Origin of the sequence: Saccharopolyspora sp. NPDC050642 (assembly GCF_040654735.1) — a bacterium.
Lineage (GTDB): Bacteria > Actinomycetota > Actinomycetes > Mycobacteriales > Pseudonocardiaceae > Saccharopolyspora > Saccharopolyspora elongata.
The window spans coordinates 1-25,451 of record NZ_JBFAIN010000052.1; the positions used below are offsets into that span (position 1 = coordinate 1).

Annotated in this window: 31 protein-coding genes and 1 tRNA gene; 6 read left to right on the forward strand and 26 right to left on the reverse strand. The window is 68.4% G+C overall.

What is annotated here, in order from left to right:
• Positions 1-108: 108 nt before the first annotated feature.
• The 4 genes from AB0H93_RS40170 to polA all read right to left on the reverse strand — a co-directional run bounded on the left by AB0H93_RS40170 (position 109) and on the right by polA (position 5,816).
• Positions 109-933 (reverse strand): MerR family DNA-binding transcriptional regulator, encoded by an 825-nt coding sequence (locus tag AB0H93_RS40170; RefSeq protein ID WP_358581208.1) that lies wholly within the window; start codon positions 931-933, stop codon positions 109-111.
• 43 nt (positions 934-976) lie between these two features.
• On the reverse strand, positions 977-2,287 hold the full coding sequence (locus AB0H93_RS40175) for a hypothetical protein (RefSeq protein WP_358581210.1): 1,311 nt from the start codon (positions 2,285-2,287) through the stop codon (positions 977-979).
• A 187-nt stretch (positions 2,288-2,474) separates the two neighbouring features.
• The gene (locus AB0H93_RS40180; protein WP_358581213.1) at positions 2,475-2,885 is read right to left on the reverse strand and encodes a VOC family protein; all 411 of its coding nucleotides are present in this window, start codon (positions 2,883-2,885) and stop codon (positions 2,475-2,477) included.
• 237 nt (positions 2,886-3,122) lie between these two features.
• Complete coding sequence (polA, locus tag AB0H93_RS40185; RefSeq protein ID WP_358581215.1) at positions 3,123-5,816, reverse strand: DNA polymerase I; 2,694 nt, start codon at positions 5,814-5,816, stop codon at positions 3,123-3,125.
• Positions 5,817-5,904: 88 nt separating this feature from the next.
• Between polA and AB0H93_RS40190 the strand changes: the two genes are divergently transcribed.
• Positions 5,905-6,327 carry a hotdog fold thioesterase gene (locus AB0H93_RS40190; RefSeq protein ID WP_358581333.1) on the forward strand — a complete coding sequence of 141 codons (423 nt, stop codon included), beginning with the start codon at positions 5,905-5,907 and terminating at the stop codon, positions 6,325-6,327.
• A gap of 4 nt (positions 6,328-6,331) precedes the next feature.
• Here AB0H93_RS40190 and AB0H93_RS40195 read toward each other — a convergent pair whose 3' ends face one another.
• Entirely contained in the window at positions 6,332-7,201 is an 870-nt protein-coding gene (locus tag AB0H93_RS40195; protein WP_358581218.1) for a LysR family transcriptional regulator, read from the reverse strand.
• A 109-nt stretch (positions 7,202-7,310) separates the two neighbouring features.
• Here AB0H93_RS40195 and AB0H93_RS40200 point away from each other — a divergent pair, with 109 nt between their 5' ends.
• Positions 7,311-7,787 (forward strand): cupin domain-containing protein, encoded by a 477-nt coding sequence (locus tag AB0H93_RS40200; RefSeq protein WP_358581220.1) that lies wholly within the window; start codon positions 7,311-7,313, stop codon positions 7,785-7,787.
• A gap of 48 nt (positions 7,788-7,835) precedes the next feature.
• Here the strand turns inward: AB0H93_RS40200 and AB0H93_RS40205 are convergent, their stop codons facing one another.
• Positions 7,836-8,447 carry a response regulator gene (locus tag AB0H93_RS40205; RefSeq protein ID WP_093273187.1) on the reverse strand — a complete coding sequence of 204 codons (612 nt, stop codon included), beginning with the start codon at positions 8,445-8,447 and terminating at the stop codon, positions 7,836-7,838.
• Positions 8,448-8,564: 117 nt separating this feature from the next.
• Entirely contained in the window at positions 8,565-9,956 is a 1,392-nt protein-coding gene (locus AB0H93_RS40210; protein WP_358581335.1) for an amino acid permease, read from the reverse strand.
• 162 nt (positions 9,957-10,118) lie between these two features.
• Here AB0H93_RS40210 and AB0H93_RS40215 point away from each other — a divergent pair.
• Positions 10,119-10,195 (forward strand) — tRNA-Leu (locus AB0H93_RS40215).
• Between the two features lie 136 nt (positions 10,196-10,331).
• On the opposite strand, the gene AB0H93_RS40220 is transcribed toward AB0H93_RS40215, so the two are convergent.
• The 18 genes from AB0H93_RS40220 to AB0H93_RS40305 form a co-directional block, all read right to left on the reverse strand.
• Positions 10,332-11,741, reverse strand: coding sequence for a tyrosine-type recombinase/integrase (locus tag AB0H93_RS40220; protein WP_358581222.1), 1,410 nt, complete (start codon positions 11,739-11,741; stop codon positions 10,332-10,334).
• Positions 11,738-11,932 (reverse strand): helix-turn-helix domain-containing protein, encoded by a 195-nt coding sequence (locus AB0H93_RS40225; protein WP_358581224.1) that lies wholly within the window; start codon positions 11,930-11,932, stop codon positions 11,738-11,740. The genes AB0H93_RS40220 and AB0H93_RS40225 overlap by 4 nt, the downstream gene beginning before the upstream one ends.
• A gap of 96 nt (positions 11,933-12,028) precedes the next feature.
• Positions 12,029-12,703: a DNA methylase gene (locus tag AB0H93_RS40230; protein WP_358581226.1), complete on the reverse strand. Its 675-nt coding sequence runs from the start codon at positions 12,701-12,703 to the stop codon at positions 12,029-12,031.
• Positions 12,704-12,716: 13 nt separating this feature from the next.
• Positions 12,717-13,127: an RRQRL motif-containing zinc-binding protein gene (locus AB0H93_RS40235; RefSeq protein WP_358581228.1), complete on the reverse strand. Its 411-nt coding sequence runs from the start codon at positions 13,125-13,127 to the stop codon at positions 12,717-12,719.
• 384 nt (positions 13,128-13,511) lie between these two features.
• A complete protein-coding gene (locus AB0H93_RS40240; protein WP_358581231.1) occupies positions 13,512-15,041 on the reverse strand; it encodes a YfjI family protein in 1,530 nt (509 codons plus the stop codon).
• Positions 15,042-15,078: 37 nt separating this feature from the next.
• The gene (locus AB0H93_RS40245) at positions 15,079-15,432 is read right to left on the reverse strand and encodes a hypothetical protein (RefSeq protein ID WP_358581233.1); all 354 of its coding nucleotides are present in this window, start codon (positions 15,430-15,432) and stop codon (positions 15,079-15,081) included.
• Positions 15,429-16,379: a bifunctional DNA primase/polymerase gene (locus tag AB0H93_RS40250; protein WP_358581235.1), complete on the reverse strand. Its 951-nt coding sequence runs from the start codon at positions 16,377-16,379 to the stop codon at positions 15,429-15,431. The genes AB0H93_RS40245 and AB0H93_RS40250 overlap by 4 nt, the downstream gene beginning before the upstream one ends.
• Positions 16,379-16,780, reverse strand: a complete 402-nt coding sequence (locus tag AB0H93_RS40255) for a hypothetical protein (RefSeq protein ID WP_358581237.1) — start codon at positions 16,778-16,780, stop codon at positions 16,379-16,381. The genes AB0H93_RS40250 and AB0H93_RS40255 overlap by 1 nt, the downstream gene beginning before the upstream one ends.
• A gap of 30 nt (positions 16,781-16,810) precedes the next feature.
• Positions 16,811-17,077 (reverse strand): hypothetical protein, encoded by a 267-nt coding sequence (locus AB0H93_RS40260; RefSeq protein WP_358581239.1) that lies wholly within the window; start codon positions 17,075-17,077, stop codon positions 16,811-16,813.
• 71 nt (positions 17,078-17,148) lie between these two features.
• The gene (locus tag AB0H93_RS40265; protein ID WP_358581242.1) at positions 17,149-17,394 is read right to left on the reverse strand and encodes a hypothetical protein; all 246 of its coding nucleotides are present in this window, start codon (positions 17,392-17,394) and stop codon (positions 17,149-17,151) included.
• 14 nt (positions 17,395-17,408) lie between these two features.
• Positions 17,409-17,774 (reverse strand): hypothetical protein, encoded by a 366-nt coding sequence (locus AB0H93_RS40270; RefSeq protein ID WP_358581244.1) that lies wholly within the window; start codon positions 17,772-17,774, stop codon positions 17,409-17,411.
• A 57-nt stretch (positions 17,775-17,831) separates the two neighbouring features.
• On the reverse strand, positions 17,832-18,311 hold the full coding sequence (locus AB0H93_RS40275; protein WP_358581246.1) for a Pycsar system effector family protein: 480 nt from the start codon (positions 18,309-18,311) through the stop codon (positions 17,832-17,834).
• Positions 18,312-18,503: 192 nt separating this feature from the next.
• Positions 18,504-20,534 carry a hypothetical protein gene (locus AB0H93_RS40280; protein WP_358581249.1) on the reverse strand — a complete coding sequence of 677 codons (2,031 nt, stop codon included), beginning with the start codon at positions 20,532-20,534 and terminating at the stop codon, positions 18,504-18,506.
• 50 nt (positions 20,535-20,584) lie between these two features.
• The gene (gene traA, locus AB0H93_RS40285) at positions 20,585-20,935 is read right to left on the reverse strand and encodes a plasmid transfer protein TraA (RefSeq protein WP_358581251.1); all 351 of its coding nucleotides are present in this window, start codon (positions 20,933-20,935) and stop codon (positions 20,585-20,587) included.
• 36 nt (positions 20,936-20,971) lie between these two features.
• Positions 20,972-21,772: a hypothetical protein gene (locus AB0H93_RS40290; RefSeq protein WP_358581254.1), complete on the reverse strand. Its 801-nt coding sequence runs from the start codon at positions 21,770-21,772 to the stop codon at positions 20,972-20,974.
• Positions 21,769-22,053 (reverse strand): hypothetical protein, encoded by a 285-nt coding sequence (locus AB0H93_RS40295; RefSeq protein ID WP_358581256.1) that lies wholly within the window; start codon positions 22,051-22,053, stop codon positions 21,769-21,771. The genes AB0H93_RS40290 and AB0H93_RS40295 overlap by 4 nt, the downstream gene beginning before the upstream one ends.
• Positions 22,053-22,439: a hypothetical protein gene (locus tag AB0H93_RS40300; RefSeq protein ID WP_358581258.1), complete on the reverse strand. Its 387-nt coding sequence runs from the start codon at positions 22,437-22,439 to the stop codon at positions 22,053-22,055. Before AB0H93_RS40300 ends, AB0H93_RS40295 begins: the two co-directional genes overlap by 1 nt.
• Entirely contained in the window at positions 22,436-22,948 is a 513-nt protein-coding gene (locus tag AB0H93_RS40305; RefSeq protein ID WP_358581261.1) for a hypothetical protein, read from the reverse strand. The genes AB0H93_RS40300 and AB0H93_RS40305 overlap by 4 nt, the downstream gene beginning before the upstream one ends.
• A gap of 103 nt (positions 22,949-23,051) precedes the next feature.
• Here AB0H93_RS40305 and AB0H93_RS40310 point away from each other — a divergent pair, with 103 nt between their 5' ends.
• The 3 genes from AB0H93_RS40310 to AB0H93_RS40320 all read left to right on the forward strand — a co-directional run bounded on the left by AB0H93_RS40310 (position 23,052) and on the right by AB0H93_RS40320 (position 24,796).
• On the forward strand, positions 23,052-23,423 hold the full coding sequence (locus AB0H93_RS40310; protein ID WP_358581264.1) for a winged helix-turn-helix domain-containing protein: 372 nt from the start codon (positions 23,052-23,054) through the stop codon (positions 23,421-23,423).
• Positions 23,424-23,564: 141 nt separating this feature from the next.
• Positions 23,565-24,308, forward strand: a complete 744-nt coding sequence (locus AB0H93_RS40315; RefSeq protein ID WP_358581266.1) for a helix-turn-helix transcriptional regulator — start codon at positions 23,565-23,567, stop codon at positions 24,306-24,308.
• 11 nt (positions 24,309-24,319) lie between these two features.
• Positions 24,320-24,796: an NUDIX domain-containing protein gene (locus AB0H93_RS40320; RefSeq protein ID WP_358581269.1), complete on the forward strand. Its 477-nt coding sequence runs from the start codon at positions 24,320-24,322 to the stop codon at positions 24,794-24,796.
• On the opposite strand, the gene AB0H93_RS40325 is transcribed toward AB0H93_RS40320, so the two are convergent.
• Positions 24,793-25,335 carry an HD domain-containing protein gene (locus AB0H93_RS40325; protein WP_358581271.1) on the reverse strand — a complete coding sequence of 181 codons (543 nt, stop codon included), beginning with the start codon at positions 25,333-25,335 and terminating at the stop codon, positions 24,793-24,795. The genes AB0H93_RS40320 and AB0H93_RS40325 overlap by 4 nt on opposite strands.
• Between the last annotated feature and the right edge of the window lie 116 nt (positions 25,336-25,451).

Sequence of the window (25,451 nt, forward strand, 5' to 3'; positions counted from 1 at the left end):
CCACGGCCTTCATCGGCTCGAAGACCCCGCAGGACGTGCTCGACCGGGCGGTCTTCCTTTTCGCGCGAAATCGCCACCTCGACGTTCCAGGCGGCACTGAGGCGCTGATCAGGTCAGCGGGATCGCGACCTCCATGCCGACCGCGTCGCCGGTCTCGTCGAGCCGCCCGACCTGGCGCATCGCCGCGAGGTCCAGGTCGACCCCGCGCCGCTCGGCCTCGGCCAGCAGCGCGACGACCGCGGGATGCACAGCCGAGTCGATGACCGCCACGCCGTCGTCGTGCCGCCAGCCCACCACGAGCTCCGGCCCCGCCCGGACCTCGCCGCGCACGACCGCCAGCCCCGGAATCCCCCAGTCCGCGGGCATCGGCCGAGCGACCGGCCAGCAGCACAGCAGCTCGACGTCGTCCTCGGTGGAACCGGCGCGGATCGACGACCAGAACGGGCCGACCGGCGCGTTGTCCCCCGCCGCCAACGCCTCCCACAAAGCGCCGAAGGCGGCATTCGCCTGCTCGTCGGTCAACTCCTCGTCGGCTCCGTCGGTGACCGGCAGCGCCACGCCCACCCAGTGCTGCGCGCCGGCCTGCCGCTCCTGGATCGCCCAGTCCGGCGCGTCGCCGTCGAGCAACGCCGTCGCCGCCTCCAGCGCGGCGTCCTGCCGCCGCCGCTGCTCGGCCAGCCGGGCCCGGTGCTCTTCGAGCACCTCGACCGCCTCGCGCCGACCGAGCAGCGCCCGCTCTGCCTCCGCCAACCCGATGTCGGCCGCGCGCAACGCCTTCAGCCGGATCCCCACCTCCAGCTGACCCGCCGAGTAGCGCCGGTAGTTCGACCACGGATCGACCGCGGCGGGCTTCAGCAGCCCCTGCTTGTCGTACAGCCGCAACGCCTTCGCGCTCAAACCGGTCAACTGCGCGAAATCCCCAATGCCGAGCATGCGTCCAGTCTGGACCTTGCCCCGGGGACAGAGTCCAACCTCGTCAGTTCGGCCAGGCGAGGGCCTCGTCGGTGCAGCGCCGCAATCGTCCGATGCCGGGCTTGCCCCACTGGCTCGACCCGGCGAGGAAGATCCGCCGGGTGCACAGCAGATCCCGCAGCGTCACCAGCACGCACATCTCGTAGACGGCGCGTTCGATGCGCCCTTCCTTATCCACCACGGCGTCCCGCCACTCCTCCGGAACCGCCTCGCCCAGCGGGATGTCGCCGGGTGAGTCGTAGAAGCGGCCGTCGCCCCAGGACGCGGTGTAGTCGCCGACCAGCTCGCCGAGCGCCGCCATGATCGGCCAGCAGCCGACGTCCCGGCAGCGGAACTCCAGGCCCGCCAGCACCAGCCGGAGAACCTGTTGGTAGTGCGCGGAATACGCGCCCCGCAACACCGTGCGCTTGCGCCGGCCGCGCACGGCGTCGCGGGCCTCGCTGTCGCGCGTCAGCTGTCTGAGCAGCTTCTCACTGGCGATCGGGTACAGAACCGTTCGCACGGGTTCGTCGGGACGATCCAGGGCGGCCTGGGCGATCTCGACCAGGAGCAGCTCCCGCGCCTGCGTCTGCGACGTGGCTTCGGCGGCGTCGTCGAGCCGCTGCTCCACCCGCTCCCGGAGTTGTTGCAGCAGGCCGACCAGCACCCGTCCGAGCAGATCGGTGATCTCCTTGCGGCGCACCGAACACAGCGCACCCAGCAACGTCACCCGCACCGCTCGCGGCTGCGACCGCAGCTCGTCGTGGTCCGCGCGTGCCGCCCGCACGCACCACGCCTCCACCAGTTCGACCGGAAGGTCGTCGAAGAGCTCAGCCGGAAGCCGGAGTGCCTGCACCACGGCCTGCTTGTCGACCTCCTTCAGGAGCGCGCCCAACCAGACCTGGCCCGCGGTGTTCTCCTCCAGGTTGACCAGCAGCTCGGACGGCAACCCCAGCGCGTGCAACGACACCAGGCTGTCGATCTCCAGCAGGAGTTCCCGCAGGTCGATCCGGCCCACCTCGGACCGCAGCTCGGCCAGCGACCACTCGGGACACTCCGGGGGATCCGCCAGCAGCACCTCCAACTGGTCCGCCGAGTCGCCCATGCGAACGGCGACGCGGTGGCAGAGCAGCCTTTCGAAGTCCTGCAAGACCCGGCTCGCCACCTCCCGGGCCTGGTCGGGCCCGGGAGGCTCGACCTCCGTCGCGCGGCAGTGCGCGATCAGCGCGGTGGCGAGCTCGTCCCGGCCCCGCCCCGGCCGGACGGTCTCGTCCGTCAGCCACGCAAGCCACTGCCGCTCGTCGCCCAGGCCCACCGGGCATCTGAGCGCATCCACGATCTGCCCCGTCAGGAGCTCAACTGTGTCCCTCGTGAAACCCGAGGTCGAAACCACTTTCACACACAACCCCGCCCCATGCCCCCAAGCACGGATCTTGCCCCGTTGCGCGCAAAGGTAGCGCCAGCGCCGACGCCACGATCGAGCGATCACGACACGCCGGGCGAGCGCGGGGCGGGAAGGGGTGCTACTCGGCCGCGATCTCCTCGGCGGCGTCGTCGTAGCGGGCGATCTCGATCAGGTTGCCGTCCGGGTCGCGCAGGTAGAGCGAGGTGATCGGGCCCTCCGCGCCGATCCGGCTGACCGGGCCCTCCTCGATGCGCACCTCGTTCGCGCGCAGGTGCTCCTGCACCTCGGCGAGCGGGTGGGGCGTGACGAAGCACAGGTTGGCCGAGCCGGGCACCGGGTGCGTCGCGGTCGGCTCCACCAGTTCGCTCGCGGCGTGCAGCTTGATCGTCTGCCTGCCGAAGCTCACGGCGCGCCGCTCACCGGGGAACTCCACCGGCGTCATGCCGAGGATCTGCTCGTAGAACTCCACTGCCCGATCGACATCGGCGACGGTGAGGACCAGGTGGTCCACTCTGTCGATGCTGATCATGCTCCTCCTCGGGGTTGGCGCGGATGGCCGCGCCCGACCGACTCCCGGTCCGCACGTGTCCGGCAACGCGCGTACGGCAGGCTATCCGCACCGATTCGACGAGGGGTCGGGCGGGGCCACCGACGGTGACATCCGCCATTCAAAGGGGTTGCGCCGCACCGACTCCGGCGAGTGACCACTTCGTGACAGCCCCGAAACGCGAACTCAACGAGTGACGGCCGTCACCCGGAGCATGCCTCAGTGCGCGGCGGCGTCCCAGGAGCGGCCGACGCCGACCGAGACCTCCAGCGGCACGTCCAGCTCGTAGGCCGAGCCCATCTGCTCGCGCACCAGCTTCTCCACCTCGTCCCGCTCGCCGTCGGCGACCTCGATGATCAGTTCGTCGTGCACCTGGAGCAGCATCCGCGACCGCATGCCGCTGTCCCGCAACGCGCGGTGCACGCCCAGCATCGCGACCTTGATGATGTCGGCCGCGCTGCCCTGGATCGGCGCGTTGAGCGCCATCCGCTCGGCCATCTCCCGCCGCTGCCGGTTGTCGCTGGTCAGGTCCGGCAGGTAGCGGCGGCGACCCAGGATCGTCGACGTGTAACCGTCCTTGCGCGCCTGGTCGACGACCTCCCGCAGGTAGTCGCGGACCCGGCCGAACCGGGCGAAGTAGGCGTCCATCTGCGCCTTGGCGTCCTCGGCGGAGATCCGCAGCTGCTGCGCCAGCCCGTACGCCGACAGGCCGTAGGCCAGGCCGTAGGACATCGCCTTGACCCGGCGGCGCAGCTCCTGGTCGACCTCGTCGATCGGCACCCCGAACGCCTTGGACGCGACGTAGTTGTGCAGGTCCTCGCCGGTGCGGAACGCCTCGATGAGCCCCTCGTCGCCGGAGAGGTGCGCCATGATGCGCATCTCGATCTGGCTGTAGTCGGCGGTCATCAGCTCCGCGTACCCGCCGCCGACGACGAAGACCTCCCGGATCCGGCGGCCCTCCTCGGTGCGGATCGGGATGTTCTGCAGGTTCGGGTCCGTCGAGGACAGCCGGCCGGTGGCCGCGATGGTCTGGTTCAGCGTCGTGTGGATCCGCCCGTCGTCCGAAATGGACTTCACCAGGCCGTCCACAGTGGTCTTCAACCGGGTGGCGTCGCGGTGCTCCAGCAGGTGCTGCAGGAACGGGTGCTCGGTCTTCTCGTACAGCGACTGCAGCGCCTCGGCGTCGGTGGTGTAGCCGGTCTTGGTGCGCTTGGTCTTCGGCATGTTCAGCTCGTCGAAGAGCACCACCTGCAGCTGCTTCGGCGAGCCGAGGTTGATCTCCTTGCCGATCACGCCATAAGCGTCCTGCGCCGCCTGCTTGACGCGCGCGGCGAAGCGCGCACCCAGCTCGGCGAGCTGCTCGGCGTCGACCGCGATGCCGGCGCCCTCCAGCTCGCTGAGCACCACCAGCAGCGGCAGCTCCAGGTCGGTGAGCAGCGCGCGGCTGTCGATGCGGTCCAGCTCCGCGTCCAGCGCGTCGGCCAGCTCCGCCACCGCGCGCGCCTTCACCAGCTCGGTCGAGGCGGCCTTCTCCTTGGTCTCCGCCTCGTCCTCCAGCAGCGACAGCTGCCCGTCGTCGTCGCCCTGCTCCGCGCGCAGCTCGCGCTGCAGGTAGCGGACCACCAGGTCCGGCAGCTCGAAGGACCGCTGCCCGGGCCGCACCAGGTACGCGGCCAGCGCGGTGTCGCTGGTCAGGCCCGCCACCGTCCAGCCGCGGTCGCGGATGGCGTGCAGCGGCCCCTTGACGTCGTGCGCCGCCTTCGTCGTCGCCGGGTCGGCCAGCCAGGCCGCCAGCGCCTGCTCGTCCTCCTGGGTCAGGGCGGCGACGTCGACGAACACGCCCGCGCCGTCGGCGGTGGCCAGCGCGACGCCGGTCAGGTCGCCGTGGCCGCGGGCCCACTGGCCGGTGCACGCCAGCCCGACCCGGTTGCCGTTGCGGGCGTGCTTGTCCAGCCACCCGGCCAGCTGACCGGGCTGCACGACGCCGCCGGAGATCTCGAAGCCCTCCTCGACCTCGGGTTCGGCGCTGGACAGCGTCGCGAACAGCCGGTCGCGCAGCACCCGGAACTCCAGGTCGTCGAACAGCCGGTGCACCGCGTCGCGGTCCCAGGCCCGCACCGCCAGGTCCGGCGGCGCCAGCTCCAGCTCGACGTCGCGGACCAGCTCGGTCAGCTGCCGGTTGAGCAGCACCGACGACAGGTGCTCGCGCAGCGAGTCGCCGACCTTGCCCTTGACCTCGTCGACCCGGTCCACCAGGTCGGCCAGCGAGCCGAACTGCTGGATCCACTTGGTGACGGTCTTCTCCCCCACGCCCGGGATCTTCGGCAGGTTGTCCGACGGGTCGCCGCGCAGCGCCGCGAAGTCCGGGTACTGCTGCGGCGTCAGGCCGTACTTGTCCTCGACGGCCTGCGGCGTGAAGCGGGTGAGCTCCGAGACGCCCTTCGTCGGGTACAGCACCGTCACGTCGTCGGTGACCAGCTGCAGCGCGTCCCGGTCGCCGGTGCAGATGGCGACCTTGAAGTCCGCCGCGGTGGCCTGGGTGGTCAGCGTCGCGATGACGTCGTCGGCCTCGAAGTTCTCCTTGCTCAGCACCGGGATGTTCAGCGCGCCGAGGACGTCCTGGATCAGGCTGACCTGGCCGCGGAACTCGTCCGGGGTGGCGCTGCGGTTGGCCTTGTACTCGGTGAAGGCCTCGCTGCGGAAGGTCTTGCGGGAGACGTCGAAGGCGACCGCGAGGTGCGTGGGCTGCTCGTCGCGGAGCAGGTTGATCAGCATCGAGGTGAAGCCGTAGACCGCGTTGGTGTGCTGGCCCGTGCCCGTCTGGAAGTTCTCCTTCGGCAGGGCGTAGAAGGCGCGGTAGGCCATCGAGTGGCCGTCGATGAGCAGCAGGCGTCGGTCCTCGGAATGCGTCACGGCGGCGAGTCTAGGCTGAAGCTCTGACAGCTTGTACCGGAGGCGACAGGAGGACCCAGGCGTGGCCGCACTCAACGACGGCAATGCTGTGACCAGCGAGAACGACCGGTTGAACCGGGTGCTGACGGCCGCCGAGGAGCAGCTCACCGCGCTGATGGGCATCGAAATCGTCGAATGGGCCCCCGATCGGGTGGTCGGCACCATGCCGGTCGCCGGCAACCGCCAGCCCTACGGGCTGCTGCACGGCGGCGCGAACGCGGTGCTGGCGGAGACCGTGGGCTCCATCGCCGCCGCGCTGCACGCGGGCGACGAGCGGATCGCGGTGGGCCTGGAGCTGACCTGCACGCACCACCGCGCGGTCACCGAGGGCGTGGTCACCGGCACCGCCACGCCGGTGCACCTGGGCCGCGCGACGGCGACCTACGACATCGTGATCACCGACGAGAAGGACCGGCGGACCTGCTCGGCGCGCTTGACCTGCGTCCTGCGCGACCAGCCCCCGGGGCAGTGATCGGTCACCCGCGGAAGCTGTCCAGCAACAGCCTCAACGCGGGCCCCGCCGGACCCGGCGGCACCGCCAGCGACGTGGTGATCTCGACGCCCGCCAGCGGCCGGATCGCGACGTGCCGGGCCGGCGGCAGGTCACCGGCGCGGTAGAACGCGGTCCACGATGCGGTGGGATCGGTCGCGATGTCGGCGAACGTGCCCTGCAGGTGCGTGAACGGCGGCCCGACCGGCGGTTCGACTCCTGCGTCGCGCAGCGCGGCGGTGATCAGGTCGTGGAACGGCGGGTTGGCGTCGCGGGGCGCGAGGCGCAGTGGCAACTCGGCGAGCTGCTCCAGGCGCAGCACGTCCTCGTCGGCCAACGGGTGCTGCGCGGGCACCACCGCGTACACCGGGTCCGTCCACAGCGGGACGAGTTCCAGCCCGGGCGCCGACGACATGGCCCGTACGAGGGCGGCATCGAGTTCCCCGGAGCGGACCGCCGCCAGCCGGTCGGCGAGGCCCGACTTGGCGATCCGCACGCGCAGCCGCGGCGCCGCCACGACCAGGTCGTCGACTGCCGCGGAAACGCGCGGATCGGGGGCTCGTCCCGTGCCGAGCCGCAGGACGCCTTCGGTGCCGACCTTGATCTCCCCGGCGACCGCGAGCACCCGTGAAGCGGCGGCGAGCACCGCTCTCGCCTCCGGCAGCAGCCGCTCGCCGGCCGAGGTGATCCGGATCTGCCGGGTGGACCGGTCGAACAGCTGCACCCCGAGCTCGCGTTCCAGCCTGCGGACCAGCTGGCTCACCGCGGGCTGCACGATGTTCAGGCGTTCGGCGGCCCGGCCGAACCTGCCTTCCTCGGCCACCGCGACGAAGTACTGCAGCTGCCTGATCTCCACGTTCCCATCATGAACGGTGATGGGTGCGCGTGGTGATCGCGCCTTGTTCGGCCCCGCCCCCGGATGTGGACTCGATCGGCAAGGACCACACACCCGTTGCGGAGGGGAAATGACTGCCCGAGCCGTTGTCGTGCACGCCGATGACGCCGAGATCATCCAGGCCGGCACCACGCAAACGCTGCTGGCCGACAGCAGCGCGACCGGAGGCATCACCGGCGCCAACCTGATCAGCATTCCGGCGGGCGGGGACGGCGCCCACCCGCACGTCCACGAGAAGTCCGCCGAGGTGTTCTACGTCTTGGACGGCGCCATGGAGATCCTGCTGGACGACCGGATCGAGACCGTCGGCAAGGGCGGTTTCGTGGTGGTGCCGCCCGGCGTACCGCACGCTTTCGCGGCCACCGAGGACTCCGCCGTGGAGATCTTCATCTACATCACGCCCGGCGTCGACCGGTTCGAGTTCTTCCGGCTGCTGCAGCGAATCACTCGCGGAGAGGAGCCGGAGTCGGCGCTGGAGGACATCCAGGACCGGTACGACGTGCACTTCACCACCAGCCCGGTGTGGGACGCCGCCGGTCACCGCTGAGCTCCCCGGCGTCGGCCGCCGAACCGCGGCCGACGCCGGGTCGCCGGACTAGGAGAGGTTCTCCAGCACCGCCTGGGCGACGGCCTTCATCGTGGTGCGGCGGTCCATCGCGGTCCGCTGCAGCCAGCGGAACGACTCCGGCTCGGAGAGGTTGTGCTTGTTCATCAGCAGGCCCTTGGCCCGCTCGATGGTCTTGCGCGCCTCGAGGCGCTCGGTCAGGTCGGCGACCTCGGCCTCCAGCGCCTGCACCTCGGTGAACCGGGACACCGCGAGCTCGATGGCCGGCACCAGGTCGCGCTTGGCGAACGGCTTGACCAGGTAGGCCATCGCGCCCGCGTCCCGCGCCCGCTCGACGAGGTCGCGCTGGCTGAAGGCGGTCAGGATCACCACCGGCGCGATCCGCTCGCCGGCGATGTTGGAAGCGGCCTCGATGCCGTCCATCTTCGGCATCTTGACGTCCAGGATCACCAGGTCGGGGCGCAGCTCCTCGGCGAGCCGGACGGCCTCCTGCCCGTCGCCCGCCTCGCCGACGACCTGGTAACCCTCTTCGCGGAGCATCTCCACCAGGTCGAGCCTGATCAACGCCTCGTCCTCGGCCACGAGTACGCGACGTTCGACGGGCTTGGCCTCGCGTGTGTCCTCGGCAGCCGGCGTCGTCACCGGGATCCTCCAAAAATCGGGTCCGCCGATGCGGTCTGCATCGGGAAACCGCAGCTTACCGGCTGTGACTTCACGCCGAGGTAAACACGCGACGTGACCATTGCGACATCGCGACGATCAAGCCCTCGCGACCCGCCGCCGCACGAACAGGACGTAGATCAGCAGGATCGCGACGAGGCTGATCAGACTCAGCGTGAGCTGCGATCGGACCTCCTCGATGGCGCCCATGGTGACCACCACGGCGACGATCACGACCAACGTGGCCCAGGTCAAGTAGGGGAAAAGCCACATCTTCAGCTTCAGCCGCTCCGGCGCCTCCCGCTCCAGCCTGCGGCGCATCCGCAGCTGCGAGGCCGCGATCATCCCGTAGATGAACAGCGCGACGGCACCGGCGGAGTTGATGATGAAGTAGAAGATCGTGTCCGGCGAGACGTAACTCGCGGCAACGGCGACGTAACCGACCAGTGTGGACAGCAGGATCGCCTTCCACGGCACGCCGCGGCGGTTGATGTCGCGCACCCAGCTCGGCGCGAAACTCCGCCGCTGCAAGGCGAAAAGCATCCGGGAGGCGGTGTAGAGCCCGGAGTTGAGCACCGAGATCACGGCGGTGAACACGACCACGTTCACCACGACTTCCGCGGCGGGCAACCCGAACCTGGCGAAGGCCGCGGCGTACGGACTGCTCTCACTGGGGATCTCCTGCCACGGCGTGATCATGACCAGCAGGGTCACCGAACCGACGTAGAACAGCAGCACCCGCCACACGACCGCCTTGGTGGCCTTGGCGACGGCCTTCTCCGGCTCCTTCGACTCGGCCGAAACGATGGTGACGATCTCGGTGCCGAAGTAGGAGAAGACCACGATGACGACGCCGTGCAGCACGGCGAAACCGCCCTTGGCGACGAACCCGTCCAGCGCGATGTTGCCGACCGAGAACTCCGCGCCCGGCCACAGCCCGAGCACGAAGATCGTCCCGCACACCAGGAAGATCACGATGGTGATGACCTTGATGGACGCCAACCAGAACTCGGTCTCGCCGAACGACCGCACCGAGACGAGGTTGGTGGCGGTGAGCAGCAGCATCAGCACCAGCGAGATGACCCACTGCGGCACGGCCGGCACCAGCGGGTTCAGCAGCTCGGCGCCGACGACGGCCTCGAAGGCGACCACGCCGACCCAGTAGTACCAGTACAGCCAGCCGATGGTGAACCCCGCCCAGTCGCCCAGCGAGGTCCGCGCGTACTCCATGAACGACCCGAGCGTGGGAGCGGCGGTCGCCATCTCGCCGAGCATCCGCATGACGAGCACGACGATCAGCCCGCCCAGTGCGTAGGACAGCACGGCCGCGGGCCCGACGGTCGAGATCACCGCCCCGCTGCCGATGAACAGGCTGGCGCCGATGATGCCGCCGAGCGCGATCATCTGGAGGTGGCGGTTCTTCAGGCTCCGTCGCAATCCGATGTCGTCGCCATCGCCCGTCGCTGACTCGATCCTGGTTTCATCGACCATCACGGCCCCCGTGTTCGACCGGCCACCCGGAGTAGAGGCTGTGAACCTAACTCGCGAAGATCACCACCACCAGGGTCCCGAACCAGGACAAACCACCCGGAGAAGTGGCGCACACCCCTGAATCGAGTGGTTGATCAAGGGTCACGTATGCTGACGAGGAAAGCCCCCGTAGCCCAATCGGCAGAGGCAGCGGACTCAAAATCCGTCCAGTGTGCGTTCGAGTCGCACCGGGGGCACCACAGATGACCACCGCGAATACCGCGCGACCTGCGATTTTCGCGACTGGCGTCTTTCTACTCGTCTGCGGTTGTACCCGGTGCGACCCGATTGTGTGCGGCTGGTTACGGACAATCCACGGACACGGTCCGCGGCGTCCTATTCGGGTTCCTCGTCGAGCACCGTCTCGATGCGCCGCCGGTAGTTCTCCTCCAGCCCGGCGAGGACCCTGGCATAGATCTCATGGAGGACCGCGACCGAGTGGCCTGCCCACTCCGCCACCTGGGTCGACGGAACGCCGGCTGCCAGCCAGGTGGACACGCAGGCGTGCCGAAGGTCGTAGGGACGTGCAATGAGCGGAGAGGCTGCCTCTTCCTCGGTCAGCGCGCTTTGCCGCGCCTTCCGCCACACGCGGGCGAGTGTCGATTCGTCGACGTCTCCCCCTCGCAGGTTGCGAAATAGGCGGCCGTCGGCCGCAGTGCCGTGGCGTTCGAGGTGGCGGTGAAGGATCTCGGTGAGCTGTGGTGGGCAGGGCACATGGCGAACCTCACCCTTTGCCCGCTGCTTCAGCTGACGGCGATCCCGTCGCTGCCCTGAGTCGGTCCACGCTGCCCCGGCGCTCGGTGCGGACTGAGAGGGCAAGAGTTCGCCCCACCCGGATTCGGGAAGGAGGAGATCGGATTTGGTGAGCATTGCGACTTCCTCTGGTCGCAGCGCGGCGTAGTACATCACCGCGAAGAAGGCCATCAGCATGGGACCGGACGACCGGCGCGGTTGCCCTTCGACACGCTGTGCTTCTACGGCCTTCAGCAGTCGCTGGGCTTGCTGATGGTTGATCGCGACAGTTCGCTTGTCGATCGCCCGCGCCTTCTTCGGTGGCGTCCACTTGATCTGCGAAAGCCTGTTCGCTTCAAGCGCTTTCAGCTCCGAGGCGTACTCCAGTGCATTATGGAAGACTGCGCGCTTTCGGCTGAACGTCTTGGCGCTGGCGGGTTTGTTGTCGAGTTTCGTCGCCAGCTGCTCCAACACGGACCGGAGCAGGGCGGGATCTTCGAGGTCGGAAACAGGGCGCGTGTTCGCTGCCAGCCACCGCAGCGCCTGCTCTACCTCGTGCGGTCGCGGCGTGTCCCTACGAGCGGTGTTGAACGCCCAGCCAGTTAGCGCCTTACGCAACACCCTGAGATCTGGCCGACCGCGCTCGGTACTGAGGAGTACTGGTGTGACCGTGGCAAGGGTGTCAGCATTGCCCGCTCGAGACTTCGCCGCAGCCCGGTTCCATTTCAGGTCAACGTACTTCTGAGCGAACTCGAACCAGTTCAGCTCGGACTGCTGCCGTGCCATCGACACCGGAAGCCCCGGCGGCTCAACGAGAAAAGCCTCCCCCTTGCTCGCCGCTGTGACGAGTTGAGAACGGAAGCTCTCAGCGTGTGCTCGCGTCTTGAACGCTTCGTGGTGTTCCGTGGTGTCGACGAGCCAGCGCACCCGGTAGCTCGTGACCTTGCCCTTGGCGTTCTTCCGCGAGGTGGCACGCCAGACCTTGACGTTGAAGCTCGTCTTCGCGTTGCTCATGCAGCCTCGTCTTCCAGTAGGTTGACCCACTTCTCGAAGTCCGTGCGCCGAATCCGGAGGGAGCCGTTGGGAAGTCGGATGCACTTCGGCGCGCGTCCCTTGGCTCTCCAGTCGTCCCACGTAGATCGAGAGATTCCGAACTCCTGACAGAACTCAGTGACGGTCACCCAGTTGCCGCTGCGTCGTGTCATGGGTTTCTCCTGTTCAGGCGGCGGTGCGGTGGGTGCGGTGGCGGCAGTAGTGGGTTGGAAGCTGGTGCGGCGGCAGTTTTGACCTGGCAGCCGATGTCATGCGGCGATCTCCATTGGCGCGGTGAGGGTTGCCATCAGTGCGGAGCCGATGAGTTCGGTGAAGGCCGGCGGGATAGCTTCGGCGATCTCTTTGCGAACGTCGGTCCAGGTGATGCCCATGGCCTGTTGCCACTGGGGGACGGTGCCCTTGCCGCCCCCTTCGCCGTAGACGGCGAAGTACGGGCCTTCGAACCATTGGCCGTGTCGCATCCCGGCGACTCGACCGCGGTGCTTGGGGTGTGGGGGCTGGGTGATTGTCCAGCCGTCGAGTTCGAAGAACCGATGGCGGATCACGGCGAGGCCGAACATTTCGCCGCAGAGCATCAGGTCTTTGCGGATCGGGGCGCCGGCGACGTTCTCGATGACCCACGGGCGCCCGATGCGGATCAGGGCGTCCCGGGTCGCCGGGATCAGCTGTGGGTAGGTCCGGCCATTGTTGGTGCCGGCGGTCAGAGTGCATCCAGCCTGACAGGGCTGGGATGCGTGGATGGCGTCGAACTCGCGGCCGTGGGAGGTGACGAACTTGATGGCGTCGGCCTGGTGGAACTCGAAGGGGTAGTTCGGCTGCGGGTTGATGTCGACGCCGATGACCTCGAATCCGGCTCGGTGGTAGCCCATTCCGGCACCGCCTGCACAGCAGAACAGGTCCAAGAGCAGGGGCTTGGGGGTCATGGGTTTCTCCTGTTCAGGCGGCGGTGCGGTGGGTGCGGTGGTCGTGGCAGTCGTGGCATTCGCCTTCGAGGGGTTTGGTGGTGGGGATGCGGTAGCCGACGTCGCGGTGGCAGGTGTCGCAGATGCGGTGGGCGCGGTTCATGGCTTGGATGGCGCGGCGTTGAGCGAGGGTGGGGGTGCGTTTTTCGGTGGCGCGGCGGCCGTCGTAGAGCCAGGCGCGCAGGGGTTCGGTGGGGCGTCGTTTGCGGGGGCGGAGCATTTGGGCGACGGCGGGGTGTCCGCCGGGGCAGAGGCCTGCTTCACGGAGTTGGCGTCGGGTGAACAGGTAGCCGGGGGCGGCGTTCCAGGGGTAGGTGGGGATGGGGTGGCGTTCGGCGTGGGGGTCGTCGCAGTCGAGGCTGGTGCGGTAGCGGTGTTCAGACATGGGTGTCTCCCGGAGTGAAAGGGCGGGATGACTTCGGGCGGTGGAGCCCGGGGGGCGTACGCAAAATACGCAGAATCCGCAAAATTCAGCGTTCGGCTCGTTTTCACTGGTCAGCGGGCTGCGGGTGGATCATGGTGGCTGTACGCAAAATGTACGCAGAATGTACGCAAAATAGGGTTGTGCGTCGGCCTGGCCGGCTGGCGCCGGGGCGGGGTCGGTGCGGCCAGTCCGCGGCAGCGCCAGGAGCGGGGGAATTCTGCGTACATTTTGCGGACATTTTGCGTACGTTCGGCGGCCGACCGGCGTAGGTTGCTTGACCTGCGGTTTTAGTTCCTCGGATGGGATTGTGCGTATTTTGCGGATTCTGCGTACGGGGGTCGGGGTTCACGGGCGGTCCTGGGGGGCTCGGTAGTTGGGGTGGGGCCAGTAGGTGGGGCCGGGTTTACGGCCGGGTCCGGGGCGCTGGGGTGGGTCGGTGCGCAGGACGTGGCCGTGTTCTTCGAGCAGGTGCACAGCGGTTTTGACGCGTTCGGCAGTGCGCAGGCTGCGGCGGTGGGCGTTGAGGACGGCGCGTTCGGTGAACGAGACCGGTTGGGTGGTCTCGATCCATTCCAGGACGGTGCGGGCGTCGTCGAGGTCGGGGTCGGTGCCGACGAAGTCGAAGGTGGCCAGCGCGTGAGCGAGGAAGTACTCGCCGATGCGGCGGGCCTGGGCGAAGGTTTCCCCGGTGACCTTGCGCTCGCCGGCCCGGTCGAGGTGCTGCAGGGCGTGGAGTGCGCCGGCCAGCCGGGCGGTAGCGCCGGCGTATTTACCGGCCCAGTCGGTCATGTGGCCGTAGGCGCCGTCCCGCCGTAGGTGGGGTTCGATCTCCTCCTGGACGTCGAACATGGCCTCGTTGGCGTCGTGGTCGAACACGAAGTCCACCGGCCGTTTGAGCCCGGCGTAGTGGTGGACCAGCAGCCGTAGCCGGGTGTCGTAGGCGGTGGCGGTCTCGGATGGGATCGGTGGGGCGTTGCGGACTTCGCGGAAGCCGAGGGTGGAGGTCGGCAGCGAGTACAGGAACCGGCCAAGCAGGCCCTTGTCCTTGGCGTCCTGGATGCCGGCGAGGTTGCGCAGCACGACCGGCTGCACGACCAGCCCGAGGGTCAGGTGCGCCTTGTCGACTTTCTGTTTGTCCCGGTTCTGCCGGGTGACGTTGAGCTTTTCGCCGGCGTGGCCGCGCAGGAACACGTCGTAGTTCGGGGTGCCCGAGTAGCGGCCGGCGATGATGGAGATGATGCCGCCCTCGGGGGCGAGCACGGCCAGTCGTCCGCCCTGCTCGATGAGCATGCTCGCGGCCTTTTCCGGCGTGGTGTCATCCACGATCAGGCACGGCTCGACCGGCACCTCGATCTTCTCGGCCCGCATCGCGGCTTCGGTGGCGATGCCCACGGAATCCGGGTCCCCGCTATCGGCCTTCTGCTCTGCATCTTCGGCCTCGCGTTGGGCGATGCGTCTGGCCAGGTTCGCCTCGACGATGCGGGGCCGGGCCTGTTCGATCAGCGCCTCTTCGACGGCCACGACCGGATCGGTCATGACCCGGAACACCTCGGACTTGCGGGAGCCGGGCGGCAGCGCGCAGACCAGGAACAGGTTGGACGGCTCGGTATAGCCCTGCCGGATGCGGATGGTGGCTCGGCCGCCGATCGCGGTCGACACCCCGGACAGGCCCACGCAGGCGGCCAAATCCGGTGGGGTCTGGGTGAATCCGGAGACCGCGGTGACCATCTCGGCCATCCAGTCCGGCAGCGCATCGGTGGGAAACGCCGGCAGTTCCCGGTTCATGCCCAGCGGCGTGGGTTCTTCCCAGGGGCTTGTCTGCGGGGTGCGCGGCTCCGGATGCTCGTTGAGCACAACAGTCAGGTGTGCGGTCACAGGGTCGTCCTCCTTCCTTGGTCAGGGGGTTCGGTGCTCATGCCGCGGTCGCGCGCCCGATGCGGGTGGATCGCGGCGAAGCGGCGGAGGGCTCGGTGGCGACAAGGGCTTTCCAGTCGGGCGGGTGGGCAACGATCGCGATAATGCGGTCAGCCGGCACCTGCGTTTCGAGCGCTTCCGGGTGGCCGTTGGCGCGAGGGTGCCAGTAGCGGACCTGGTAGACGCGGCGGCCGAAAAACAACGCCTCAGCCAGGCCCGCTACCTGTCCGACCGCCGCGTATCCCTTGTGCCCACCCGGGGCGCGACAGGCTTTGTGGCAGTGCGGCCCGTAGACGGGGTGGCGGTGGAAGGTGATCCACTCACCGCGGCGCGGCCGGGCGTAGCCGCTCACGCGGCCACCCCGCCACCGAGTCGGCGCGGCCGGGAAGCGGCCAGCCGCAGGGCGGAGTCGATCGTGTTGTCGATCTGCTGCGGGGTCCACGGATCATTCGGGCGGGTGGCGGGCAGCCGGGACATGGCCTGGTGCAGGACCTGCCGCACGGTGGTCTCGTCGACCTCACCGCCGGCCACCAACCGCCCCAGGGCGAGGGCGGCGGTGAACAGGGTCTTGTTCTGCCGGCCTGAGCGGGCCGCTGCCACGTGTGCGGCTTCGGCCCGAAGTGCGGCGGCCACGTAGGCAGAGTGACGCACAGGGGCGATTTCAACGGGCTCTGAGATCGCCTGTGACGGCCTGGGAGCAAGGGCCTGGACCAACCAGCCCGGCAACTCGGCAGGTTTGGTGTCGTCGTAGAGCTCGTAAGCCCCTTCCGGAAGGACCGATCCGGCCGCGACCACGTAGCCGCCGTGGGCGCGGGTGTCGATCAGAGGACCCAACTCGCCGGCGGTGTTGCGCAACTCGACGCCGGCCGGTGCGCGGAAGTACAGGTGGGTGCCCCCGGACGGTGTGGTCACCGTGTAGGTCTCCGGCAGCGTCTCCCCCGCACGCCGAGCCAGGGCCGCGAGGACCTCCGCACCCGTGCGAATCCCCAGCGTGTTCCAGCGATCATGCAGCTCCTCGCCCGGCTTGGGCTGGTCGAGGTCGACCACCACCAACTGAGACGGGCCGGTAGCCAGGCCAATGTTGTAGCGGGCACCCAGCGACCAGCACGCCCGAATCCGACCCGGATCGGCCGTGGCACGCTGCTCCCAGCCCTGGTGCCCGTCACGACAGATCCCGGTACGGGGGCACTGGCGGTGGCCGTGCAGCGCGGGGCGCTTCGTGCCGGGCCGTAGCGGGAACAACCGCCACCCGAGCTCGGCCAGGTTCAGCGCCCACGGCAACAGCTGATCGGCAGACATCAGCGGCCCCACATTCCGGCTGCCCGGCGCAAGTCGGCCGCGGTGAGGCCAGACGTGGGCTCCACCGGATCCAGGACACATGCGGCTTCGAGGGCTTCACAGTCGGGGCCTTCGAGGTGGTCCCACAGCGTCACCAGCTGCCCGTGCCGCAACGATGTGGTGATCTCCGCTCGGAGGTACTCACTGCTGGTTCGCGGGCGCTTGACGGTGATGCCGGTGTCGAGGTGCTCGGCCCAGTCCGCCAGGTTGGTCAAAGCGCGGCCGTCGTATCCGACTGGCAACTGGAGCCGCGCCCCGGCGTCGTCTCCAACCCGGATGCCAACGATGGGCGGCAGTTCCGGGCCGGCGTGCTCGGTCAACCACGTGGCGAGGTCCGCGGTGATGTCAGCGAGGGGGGACATGTTCAGGTCCTTCCTGATCAACTCGGGACGTCAGGCGGCGGTGCGGTGGCCATCGGCCCGGGCATCGCGCAACAACGTGCTCTCGATGTCGGGCGGGACGTCCGCGTAGTCGCGGACCAGCGCCAGGGCCTGGCCGGGAGTGGTGAGACGGTCGAAGAGGTCCCCGCGGTCGAGGACGGGAACATCGCTGCCGGGGTCAGAGACCTGGGCGAAGAACGTGCCCATCTGCCGGTCCCATCCCACGGCGATCTCGCAGGAGGCGTGCTCATCGCGGGCAGGGAGGCCGTAGCGGCTCATGAGCGGTTCCTCTCAGGCGGTGAGGTCGGTCAGTCGTCGGTGGCGGGCAATGCGGGCGGCGAGGCGGTCGATCAGGCCGCCAGCGCGGCGTTTCCGGTGTCGGTGAGGACTGCGGGCACCCGCTGCCCGGGTGTTCCGGGCCGGGCGGGGCTGATCAGGCCGTTCTCGGCGAGCTGGTGGGCGGTGTGCTGGTCGCAGCAGGCCAGGCCGTCGATGAACAGGTCCGGCTGGCGGCTGCAGGTCATCTCCGCTCGCCCGTCGGCCACGGCTCGCAGGTAGGCCCGGTGGCGGTGTGGCAGGGCGATCACGTTCGACATGGCGGCCTCCCGGGTCAGATCTTGGCGTTGGGGTGCTTGCGGGTGACCTCGGCGAGGTGGTCGAGAGCGGTTGCGGCACGGCTCATTCCGGTGGACAGACCGATGCAACGCTTTGCCAGGTAGTTGAACTCGGCGTGCACCTCCTCGTAGGCGCGGCGCTGCGTGTCGGTGAGGTCGGTGTCGGGGTCCTCGACGATGTCGCGGATGTGGAACCGGATCGCGCTGGCGAGGTCCAGCAGGCTCATGCCGATATAGACCGCTTCGAAGAAGGCGCGGGCCGCGTCCCCCGGGTGGGTGTAGTGGGCATAGGCCTGTTTCTGCGCCTCGCGTGCGGCGTGGAGAACGTTGCCGAGAGCGCGCGGCAGATGCTGATCGGGCATGATCCACTCCTTGATGTCTCGGAAGCCGGAAGCGGGTTACGTGGCGAATTCGGGCTCTCAGGCGAGGAACAGGGCGGGCAGGGCCAGGCCGAGGCCGATGAGCAGCAGGTAGACCGACCAGGCGATGCGCTCGTACTTGGTGACCGCGAGCCGGGAGAGCACCGCGAGTTCGTGGGCGGCGTGACCGGTGGTCTGCTCTTCGGGACGGTCCAGGTCGGCGAGCAGGGCCTCGGTTTCACCGACGAAGTGGGCCCAGCGCACGAACCCGGCGTGGGCGCCGCCGAGGTAGGGGCGGATCACCCACAGCAGGAATCCCACCGCGGTGGCGGTCGGGATCGCCGCCAGGCACAGCAGCACCAGCGCGGCCGGGGACACGCCGGTGCGGGTCAGTCCGGCGACGCCGGCCAGGACTCCGACGGTCAGTCCCAGCAGCGCCTGAGCCTTGGTGTCGGCGCGCTGCAGCTGGGCCTGCACATCCTGTCGGCCGGCGGCGATGTGTTCGGCGGGGGCGGGAACGGCCACGTAGTTCGTCACCATCTCAGTACCTCTTCCCACTCGGTTTTGATTACTGTGCGTAGCGTCAGGTGGGCGCAGAACGCCGCCCTGAGCATCGTCAGGTCAAATCAGAACACTGTTACAAAACTCGTTTCGCGCGCGCACGCGCGCTCGCGCGCGTTGGAAGCCCACTCACGGCCGCGTCTGGCGCCTGACGTCAGACGCGGCCATGTCTCACGCTGCGTGACTCTCGGGAGAGTGCGTGTGGGGGCGGGCGAGGCGGTAGACGGTGGCGCGGTCGTCTTCGCCGACGCGGACGAGCACGCCTTGGCCGGCGAGCTTGTCGAGTTCACCGGAGACCCAGGAGCGACCGCGGCCGTAGGTGGCCTCGGGGTTGGAGAAGGCGCGGACGGTGAACGTGGTGGTGCCGCCCGCGGTCAGCTCCTCGATGTGCGTGCGGAGCTCGGCCAGTGCTTCCTTGCGGGTGGGCCGCCCCTCGGGGAAGGCCACGGCGATGGGGTCGGCGGGCAGCTCGTGCTCGTCGTCGATCTCCAGCCCGTCATCGATGAGTCCGGGCACCGGCAGGGGTTCGTCGTCGAAGTCCTCTGCGTCGGTCGGGTCGAGATCGGCCAGGGACTCGAAGTCGTCGGTGGGTTCGATCTCGGTGGCACTGGCGACCATGGTGGGGTTGGTGGTGGCCGGGGCAGTCAGGTCGAGGTGCCGGGCGTCGATCGGGTGGTGCGCGGGGCGAATGTCGGCGTGGTCTGCGATGACCGCGGCCAGCTCGTCGTCGGTGTGGGTGTGCGTGCGGCCCGGGGTGGTGTAGCGGTCCTCCGGGATGCCGGGTCCTTCGAGGTAGTGGCAGCCGGGGCGGCGGTTCTTCCACCGATCGGGCTGGGCGCCGGCCTCGATGACGTCCTCATCGAGCAGGAACGCCGCGTCCTCGATGTCGGAGACCCCGAAGCACCACACCCCGCCCAGCTGGGACCGCACGTCGGTGGGCATGTTCTTGTAGCTGGCCTTTTGCAGCGAGAACACCAGCGAGATCCCCGCCGAGCGGGCCTCCTGAGCCAGTCGGATGGTGGTCTTGGCGTCTTCCAGCACCCGCGGGGCCTCCTCGACCCACACCACCAGATACGGCAGCCCATGCAGCTCGAAGGCCTCGGGAACCCACTGGTCGTAGCCCCACTGCCCCAGCTGGGAGGCCCGGTCGGCCACCAGCGCGGGCAGCCGCTTGATGAACCGGCGGCACTGCTTGTCGCCGGTGACGACCTTGTACGGGGCGTCACCGAGGAAACCGACCGTCTGCTCGCCCTTGACCGGGTCGAGCACGATCAACCCGGCATCGCGGCGGGTCAGGACCTCCGTCCAGGACTCCTTGGCGCCGTGGGTCTTACCCGAGCCGTTCATGCCCATCACGCCGTAGTGCGTGGCGTTTCGGCCGGTGGACTTATCGCCGGGCAGGTAGATCCGCACCGGCTCGGTGTCCTCATAGACCCCGACCACCAGCGGGTCCATGATGGACCCGCCCGACGCCGAAGGCCCCGGCCACGGTGTGGGGGTCTTGAGGACATCGGTGGGAACCACGGTCATGGTGGCCTGCGAGGTGTCGTCGGGATTCTCGGTGATCCGCACCGAGCCCTTGCCCAGGCGGAACAGACTCGCGATGCGACCGGTGGCTTTCTGCACGTCACTCACCTCCATCTCGCCCGCGGGCAACTGCAACTGGGCGGTGACCTTGTTCGGGTGCGTCTCGATCTGCTTGGCCGTGACCCCGGCCAAGCGGACCTGCTCGAACAGTCCGCCCCCGGCCTCTTCCCCATCGCCGCCGCGCTTGAGTGTCTTGTGAATCGACCACGCCAAAGCCACACCAGCGCCACCGATGGCCCAGAACTCCAGCAGCGGCGACCCGGCCGGGCCGGCGATCGTGGCCACCGTCATCCACGCGGCCGTGATGCCCGTGGTGGCGGTCGCGAACATGCGAGTGACCGCCGCGCGGGCCTTCGAACACTTCCAGGTCACCGCCGTCAGCCCGGTACCCAGCAGCGTCAGCCCGGCACTGGCCCACGGCATCGCCGTGGGCTCGGCCGCCATCCACTCGTGCAGACCCCACGCCGCCGGCCACGTCGCAGCGAACCCCGCCCACTCCGAGGCATACGGCGCCAGCCGTGACGCCCAGTGCTTGCGCGGGGTGTAGTAGGCGAACCCCTGTCCGGAACCCGGGACCGCCAGGTCACCGTGGTCGCGGTTGTTCTTGCCAGCCATCGCTTTTCTCCTTTCCCGGTGGCCTGTCGATCCGGTGAAAACTCACGCGCTCACTCGTCGAAATCGAACGTGCGCCGCGACTTCTGCCGCCGCTGCGCCACCTCCGGCGCGTAGTGCTTCAAGAACGCCATGTAGGTGCCCACCGTCGACTTCGAAGCAACCTCCATGGCGGTGGCCGCCTGCTTGAGCTGCCGCGAGACCAACTTGGCCCGCAACCGCGAGTCCAACCCGCCCAGCTTCGGGTCCGCGGACTTCACGTACTTCAGCGCGACCTCCAGCTCTTCGGCCGAGACGTGCAGCTCGTGATACAGCGGGTGGAACAGCCGGCGGGCGTTCTCGCAGTACTGGCGGATCGCCGAGGACGACACGAACTCCGGCGAACCCAGAATCTCCTTGCTCATTACGAACCCCTTCCTTTCTCGATGCGGTGCGGAAACTCAGGCGGCATGATCGGCCATGGCGGGCGTCTCGGAAGCCATGCGGGCGCGGGCGGCTTCCAGGGCGGCGCGGGCGGTGTCGTAGCGGACGCCGAGCTTGCGGGGCGCTTCCCTAAACGGCAGGCCGCGCTTCCCGCCACTGCGCGCCAGGGCCTGACGCTCGGCCCGCTCGGCCCGGTCGATCAGGTCCACCGGGAGCGCATCAGCAGCCTCGGAAGCGACTGCGGGCAGCGCTTCCCGCACGGGGCGTTCCTCCGCGCTCGCCGCGGTCTCGGCGGACTGCGGGAGTGCGGGCTGACCTGCTCCGGAAACGCTCTCCGGGCCGCTGGTGGCCGCTTCCGGCAACGGCTGCCCGGCGGCGTCTTCGGGGGTGTCCTCGACGGGGGTTTCGGGGGGTTCCGTGGTGGTCTGGGAAGCGCGCTCACCGCCGACCTGCCGACGCTTGGCGTGCACGAGAGCGACCACGTGCGAGAGCACCCACGCCAGCACTACCGGTTGCGCGCCAACCAGGATCGACGCCGGGTCCGGCAGCATCGCTGCCTTGAGCGCGTCCCAGGTGTTGAGCACCAGCCCGGTACCGCCGGACAGAAACAGCACCACCCACGCCCACCCACGGACACGCCGCTCGACACCGGCGTCGAGCACAACGTTGAGCGCCAGCAGCGCCGCCACATCGTTGGTCGCGGCGAACACCACACCCAGCTGCTGCCCCAACAGCGGCATCACCGCATCGACCTGCCCGGCAAACGACAGCGACAAAGCGCCGAGCATCACCACGGACAAGCCCGCCTTGCGCATCACCACCGATCACCCCGCCTCGACCGGCGGCGCCGCGGGCGGTCCACGTGCACGGTGCCGCGAGCCAACGACCGCAGCTCACCGCGCGTTTGCACCTGCCACAGCCGCAGCATCACCAGCGCCCACACCACGCAGAACCCGATCGGCACCAGCAACCACGCCGCCCCGAGCGCGCTGTACATCCACACCGACAACCCGCCGAACACCGCCGGCAGAAACAAGAACCGCACCAGCCGGAACAGGACCCGGAACGGAAACGTCGCCACCCTCACCGCGTCGGCCATCACCGATCACCGCCCGCGCGGGCCCGGTGGCGCTCGACGTAGCCAACGAGCCACGCGCCGAGATCTTCATCGCAGCTGTCCCAGCTGACCCCAGGCGTGGACTCGAATTCCATTGCTGCCTTGACCGCGGTCCCCATGTCCGGAAAGTCCAGCGGCAGCTCACGCCACGGATCACAGTCGCGGGCGACCCGCCAACGGTCGAACCGCACCCGGATCGCGTTCGGCTCGTCCCCTTCGAGACCAGGGAAGACGACCGTCGAGCCGCTGACCTGGTACGCGAGAACAGGCATCGTGTAGGCGACGTTCCGGACGGTGATGGTCACGCTCGGGACCCGAACACCACCAGGCACAGGTCGGACATTCACCAGATTCACGTGGGTGCTCATGCCGCCGCACCACCCTCGACCACCGCGAACCGCCGCAACGGCACAACCTGCGCCACCCGCGACACCGCCCGCTGCGTGTGCGCCACCGCCCGCTGCCGCTGCAACCGCACCAGCACCTCACGCTTTGCAGCCCGCGCCCGGTCCAGCCGCCACATCGCCAACTCGTCGGTCAGCCCAGCGTCCTCGGCCTCCATCACCGCCGCCTCGGCCTCCACCACCACCAGGTCCGCCGCAACCACCTCGGGGTGATCCGACAGCGACGTGAACTCCTCTGACAGCAGGTCACCCGCCTCGGCCTCCACCACCACCAGGTCCGCCGCAACCACCTCGGGGTGATCCGACAGCGACGTGAACTCCTCTGACAGCAGGTCACCCGCGTCGGGGGCCACCGCGCCGGCCAGCGGGTCATCCATGTACTCCTCCGGCTCCGCCGCCTGGAGAGCTCGGCGGATGCGCAGGGAGAAGTAATCCGGGTCGATCTTCCGGCGTTCACCTGGGGAAACGTTCATTATCAGGCCCTAACTGTGTTGATACACTCTGACTGTTTGGAACAGTAGAGGGTTGCTGTTCGTTCTGTCAAGGGGTGTTTGATACAGCGGTTAAGGTGGTGTCGTGGATCAACAGCAAGACCGGCTAGGCAGCCGCGAACTCGCCAAACAACTTCGCGATGAGATCGCACGCGAGGACCTCGCTCCTGGCACGAAGTTGCGGTCCTACCGCGAACTGGCCAGCGAGCACGGAATCTCGGTGAACACCGCCCGAGAGGCCGTCCGCATCCTGGAGCAGGAGGGGCGTGTGGTCATACGACATGGCAGCGGCGCGTTCGTCGCCGAGGCCACCGAGAAGACCGCCGAGGATCAACTCCGGGATCTCCGTGTAGAACTGGAGGACGTTCGCCAACAGCTCCGACAGACGACCTCCGCGCTCGCCGCCACTGAGGAGCGTCTTTCCGAAGTGGTTGACCGGATCCCCCGGGGCCGCTGATCTCTCCTGCATGACAACAAGTTCACGCCAGGAAAGCGGACGTTCCCAGGGGTCTTTCATGGTCACTTGCAGACGTCCTGTGATCGCGATAGCGTCCGGAAACGTCCCGACCCGTCCCAGAAACGTCCCAGCGGGGTGCGAATGCCGAACGAGCGTCTACGCGCGGCAATCCGCGCTGCTGGTCTCACGATCGAAAATGTGGCGGAAAAGCTGGGCGTCGACCCCAAGACCGCTGGTCGCTGGATCACCGCTGACGGAAGGATTCCCCACCGGGCGAATCGCCGGGACATCTCGAAACTCGTTGGCGTTGATGAAGTCCACCTCTGGCCCTCCCTGGCGGAAAGCCTGCACACCAAGCCGAACACCGAAACCGAGTTAGTGCACCTATACCCATCGCGATCTGCTGTTCCCTTCTCCCTCTGGACGGAGCTGATCGCGAGCGTCGAGCACCAGATGGACGTGCTGGTGTTCTCAGGGCAGTTCCTAGTCGAGCAGCACAACATCCTGCCGGTGGTGCAACAGAAAGCCAGCCAAGGCGTCAAGTTCAGGTTCTTAGTCGGAGACGAGACGTCAACTGCGGTAACACAACGGGCCATGGAGGAGGGCACAACTGGCGGTTTGCAGGGGCGGATCCAGATGATGCGCCGTTATCTCTCGGAGATTGCAGATCTGTCGACCGTTGAGGTCCGGACGCACGGAACGATCCTCTACAACTCGCTGTACCGCTTCGACGACCAACTGTTGGTCAATGGGCACGCATTCGGCGCTCTGGCCGGCCAAAACCCCGTCCTGCACCTCCGCCAGCTGCCCAGCGGGCTGATATGGGACAACTACATGCGTTCGTACGACCGGGTGTGGGAGCAGGCCCTGCCCGAACCGACCTGAGGAGGCGCCACGTGGCCCGCATTGACTACTTCAACGACCCGGTGGCCCCGGCGGCGAATTCCGTGGTCCCGTCCGTGACAGCGGCGATACGGAACGACGGTGGCGACATCCTGCTCATCCACAAGGTCGACAACGACCTCTGGGCTCTTCCGGGCGGTGGACACGATGCTGGCGAGTACCTCACCGAGACCGTGGTGCGCGAAGTTCAGGAAGAGACCGGCCTAGACGTCACGGTCACCCGCCTGGTTGGCACATACACCAACCCCAACCACGTCATGGCCTACGACGATGGTGAGGTCCGACAGCAATTCTCCCTGTGCTTCGAATGCCGGTGGATCGGCGGCGAGCCCCGGGAAGACGGCAGTGAGACCAAAGAGGTCCGCTGGGTGCCCCCAGCGGACCTCGACACGCTCAATATCCATCCATCGATGCGACTCCGCATCGACCACGCCCTCGACTCCTCGCGAGCTGAGCCCTACCTAGGCTAAGCCTCGGCGAGTCGACGCTCCACACGCTGAACTGCTTCAGCGATCACCGGTCGGGCCTTCGTCCACGTCCGATGCACCGGGTCACCCGGCGAGTACCGACTGAGGATCTCGTCCATGCGTTCGTCGTACGTGAATCGCTCGCCGGCAGGCCCCGTGGTCAGGTCCGCCGCCACTAGCGCGTCGAGCAGCGGCGAATCCTCGAACGGAAACTCGGCCAGTTCCTCGGACAAACCACGCTCGGCGGCTTCGAATCGGGCACCGGAGTGATGCGCGACGAGGTTCACCACCTGTTCAGGCCACTGCTGCTCACGCAGGAATCGAGCGCCGTCAAGGGGATGGAACCGTGTGTGGCCAATCTCCGGGGCGTACCCGATGTCGTGGAGCCAGGCCGCGGCCAAAAGGGTCTCCTCGTCCTCGGGGGCGACTGCTGCGCGCAACTCGTGCGCGCGTCCCGCTACGGCTTGGACGTGCGACCATCGGCGCCCAAGCGGTTTGATGAACGACTCGGCGGTTTCAGCGGCAGTCGTTGCGAGCTTCATACCGTTCAACGCTACAGGCGCCGCCCAGCTCCTCACTGGACCTGGCCACGACGGCGTGCAAGTCGACACGCACGCCAGCAGGAGGCGTGCTCTACGGCCAATGCGCGGACAAGACC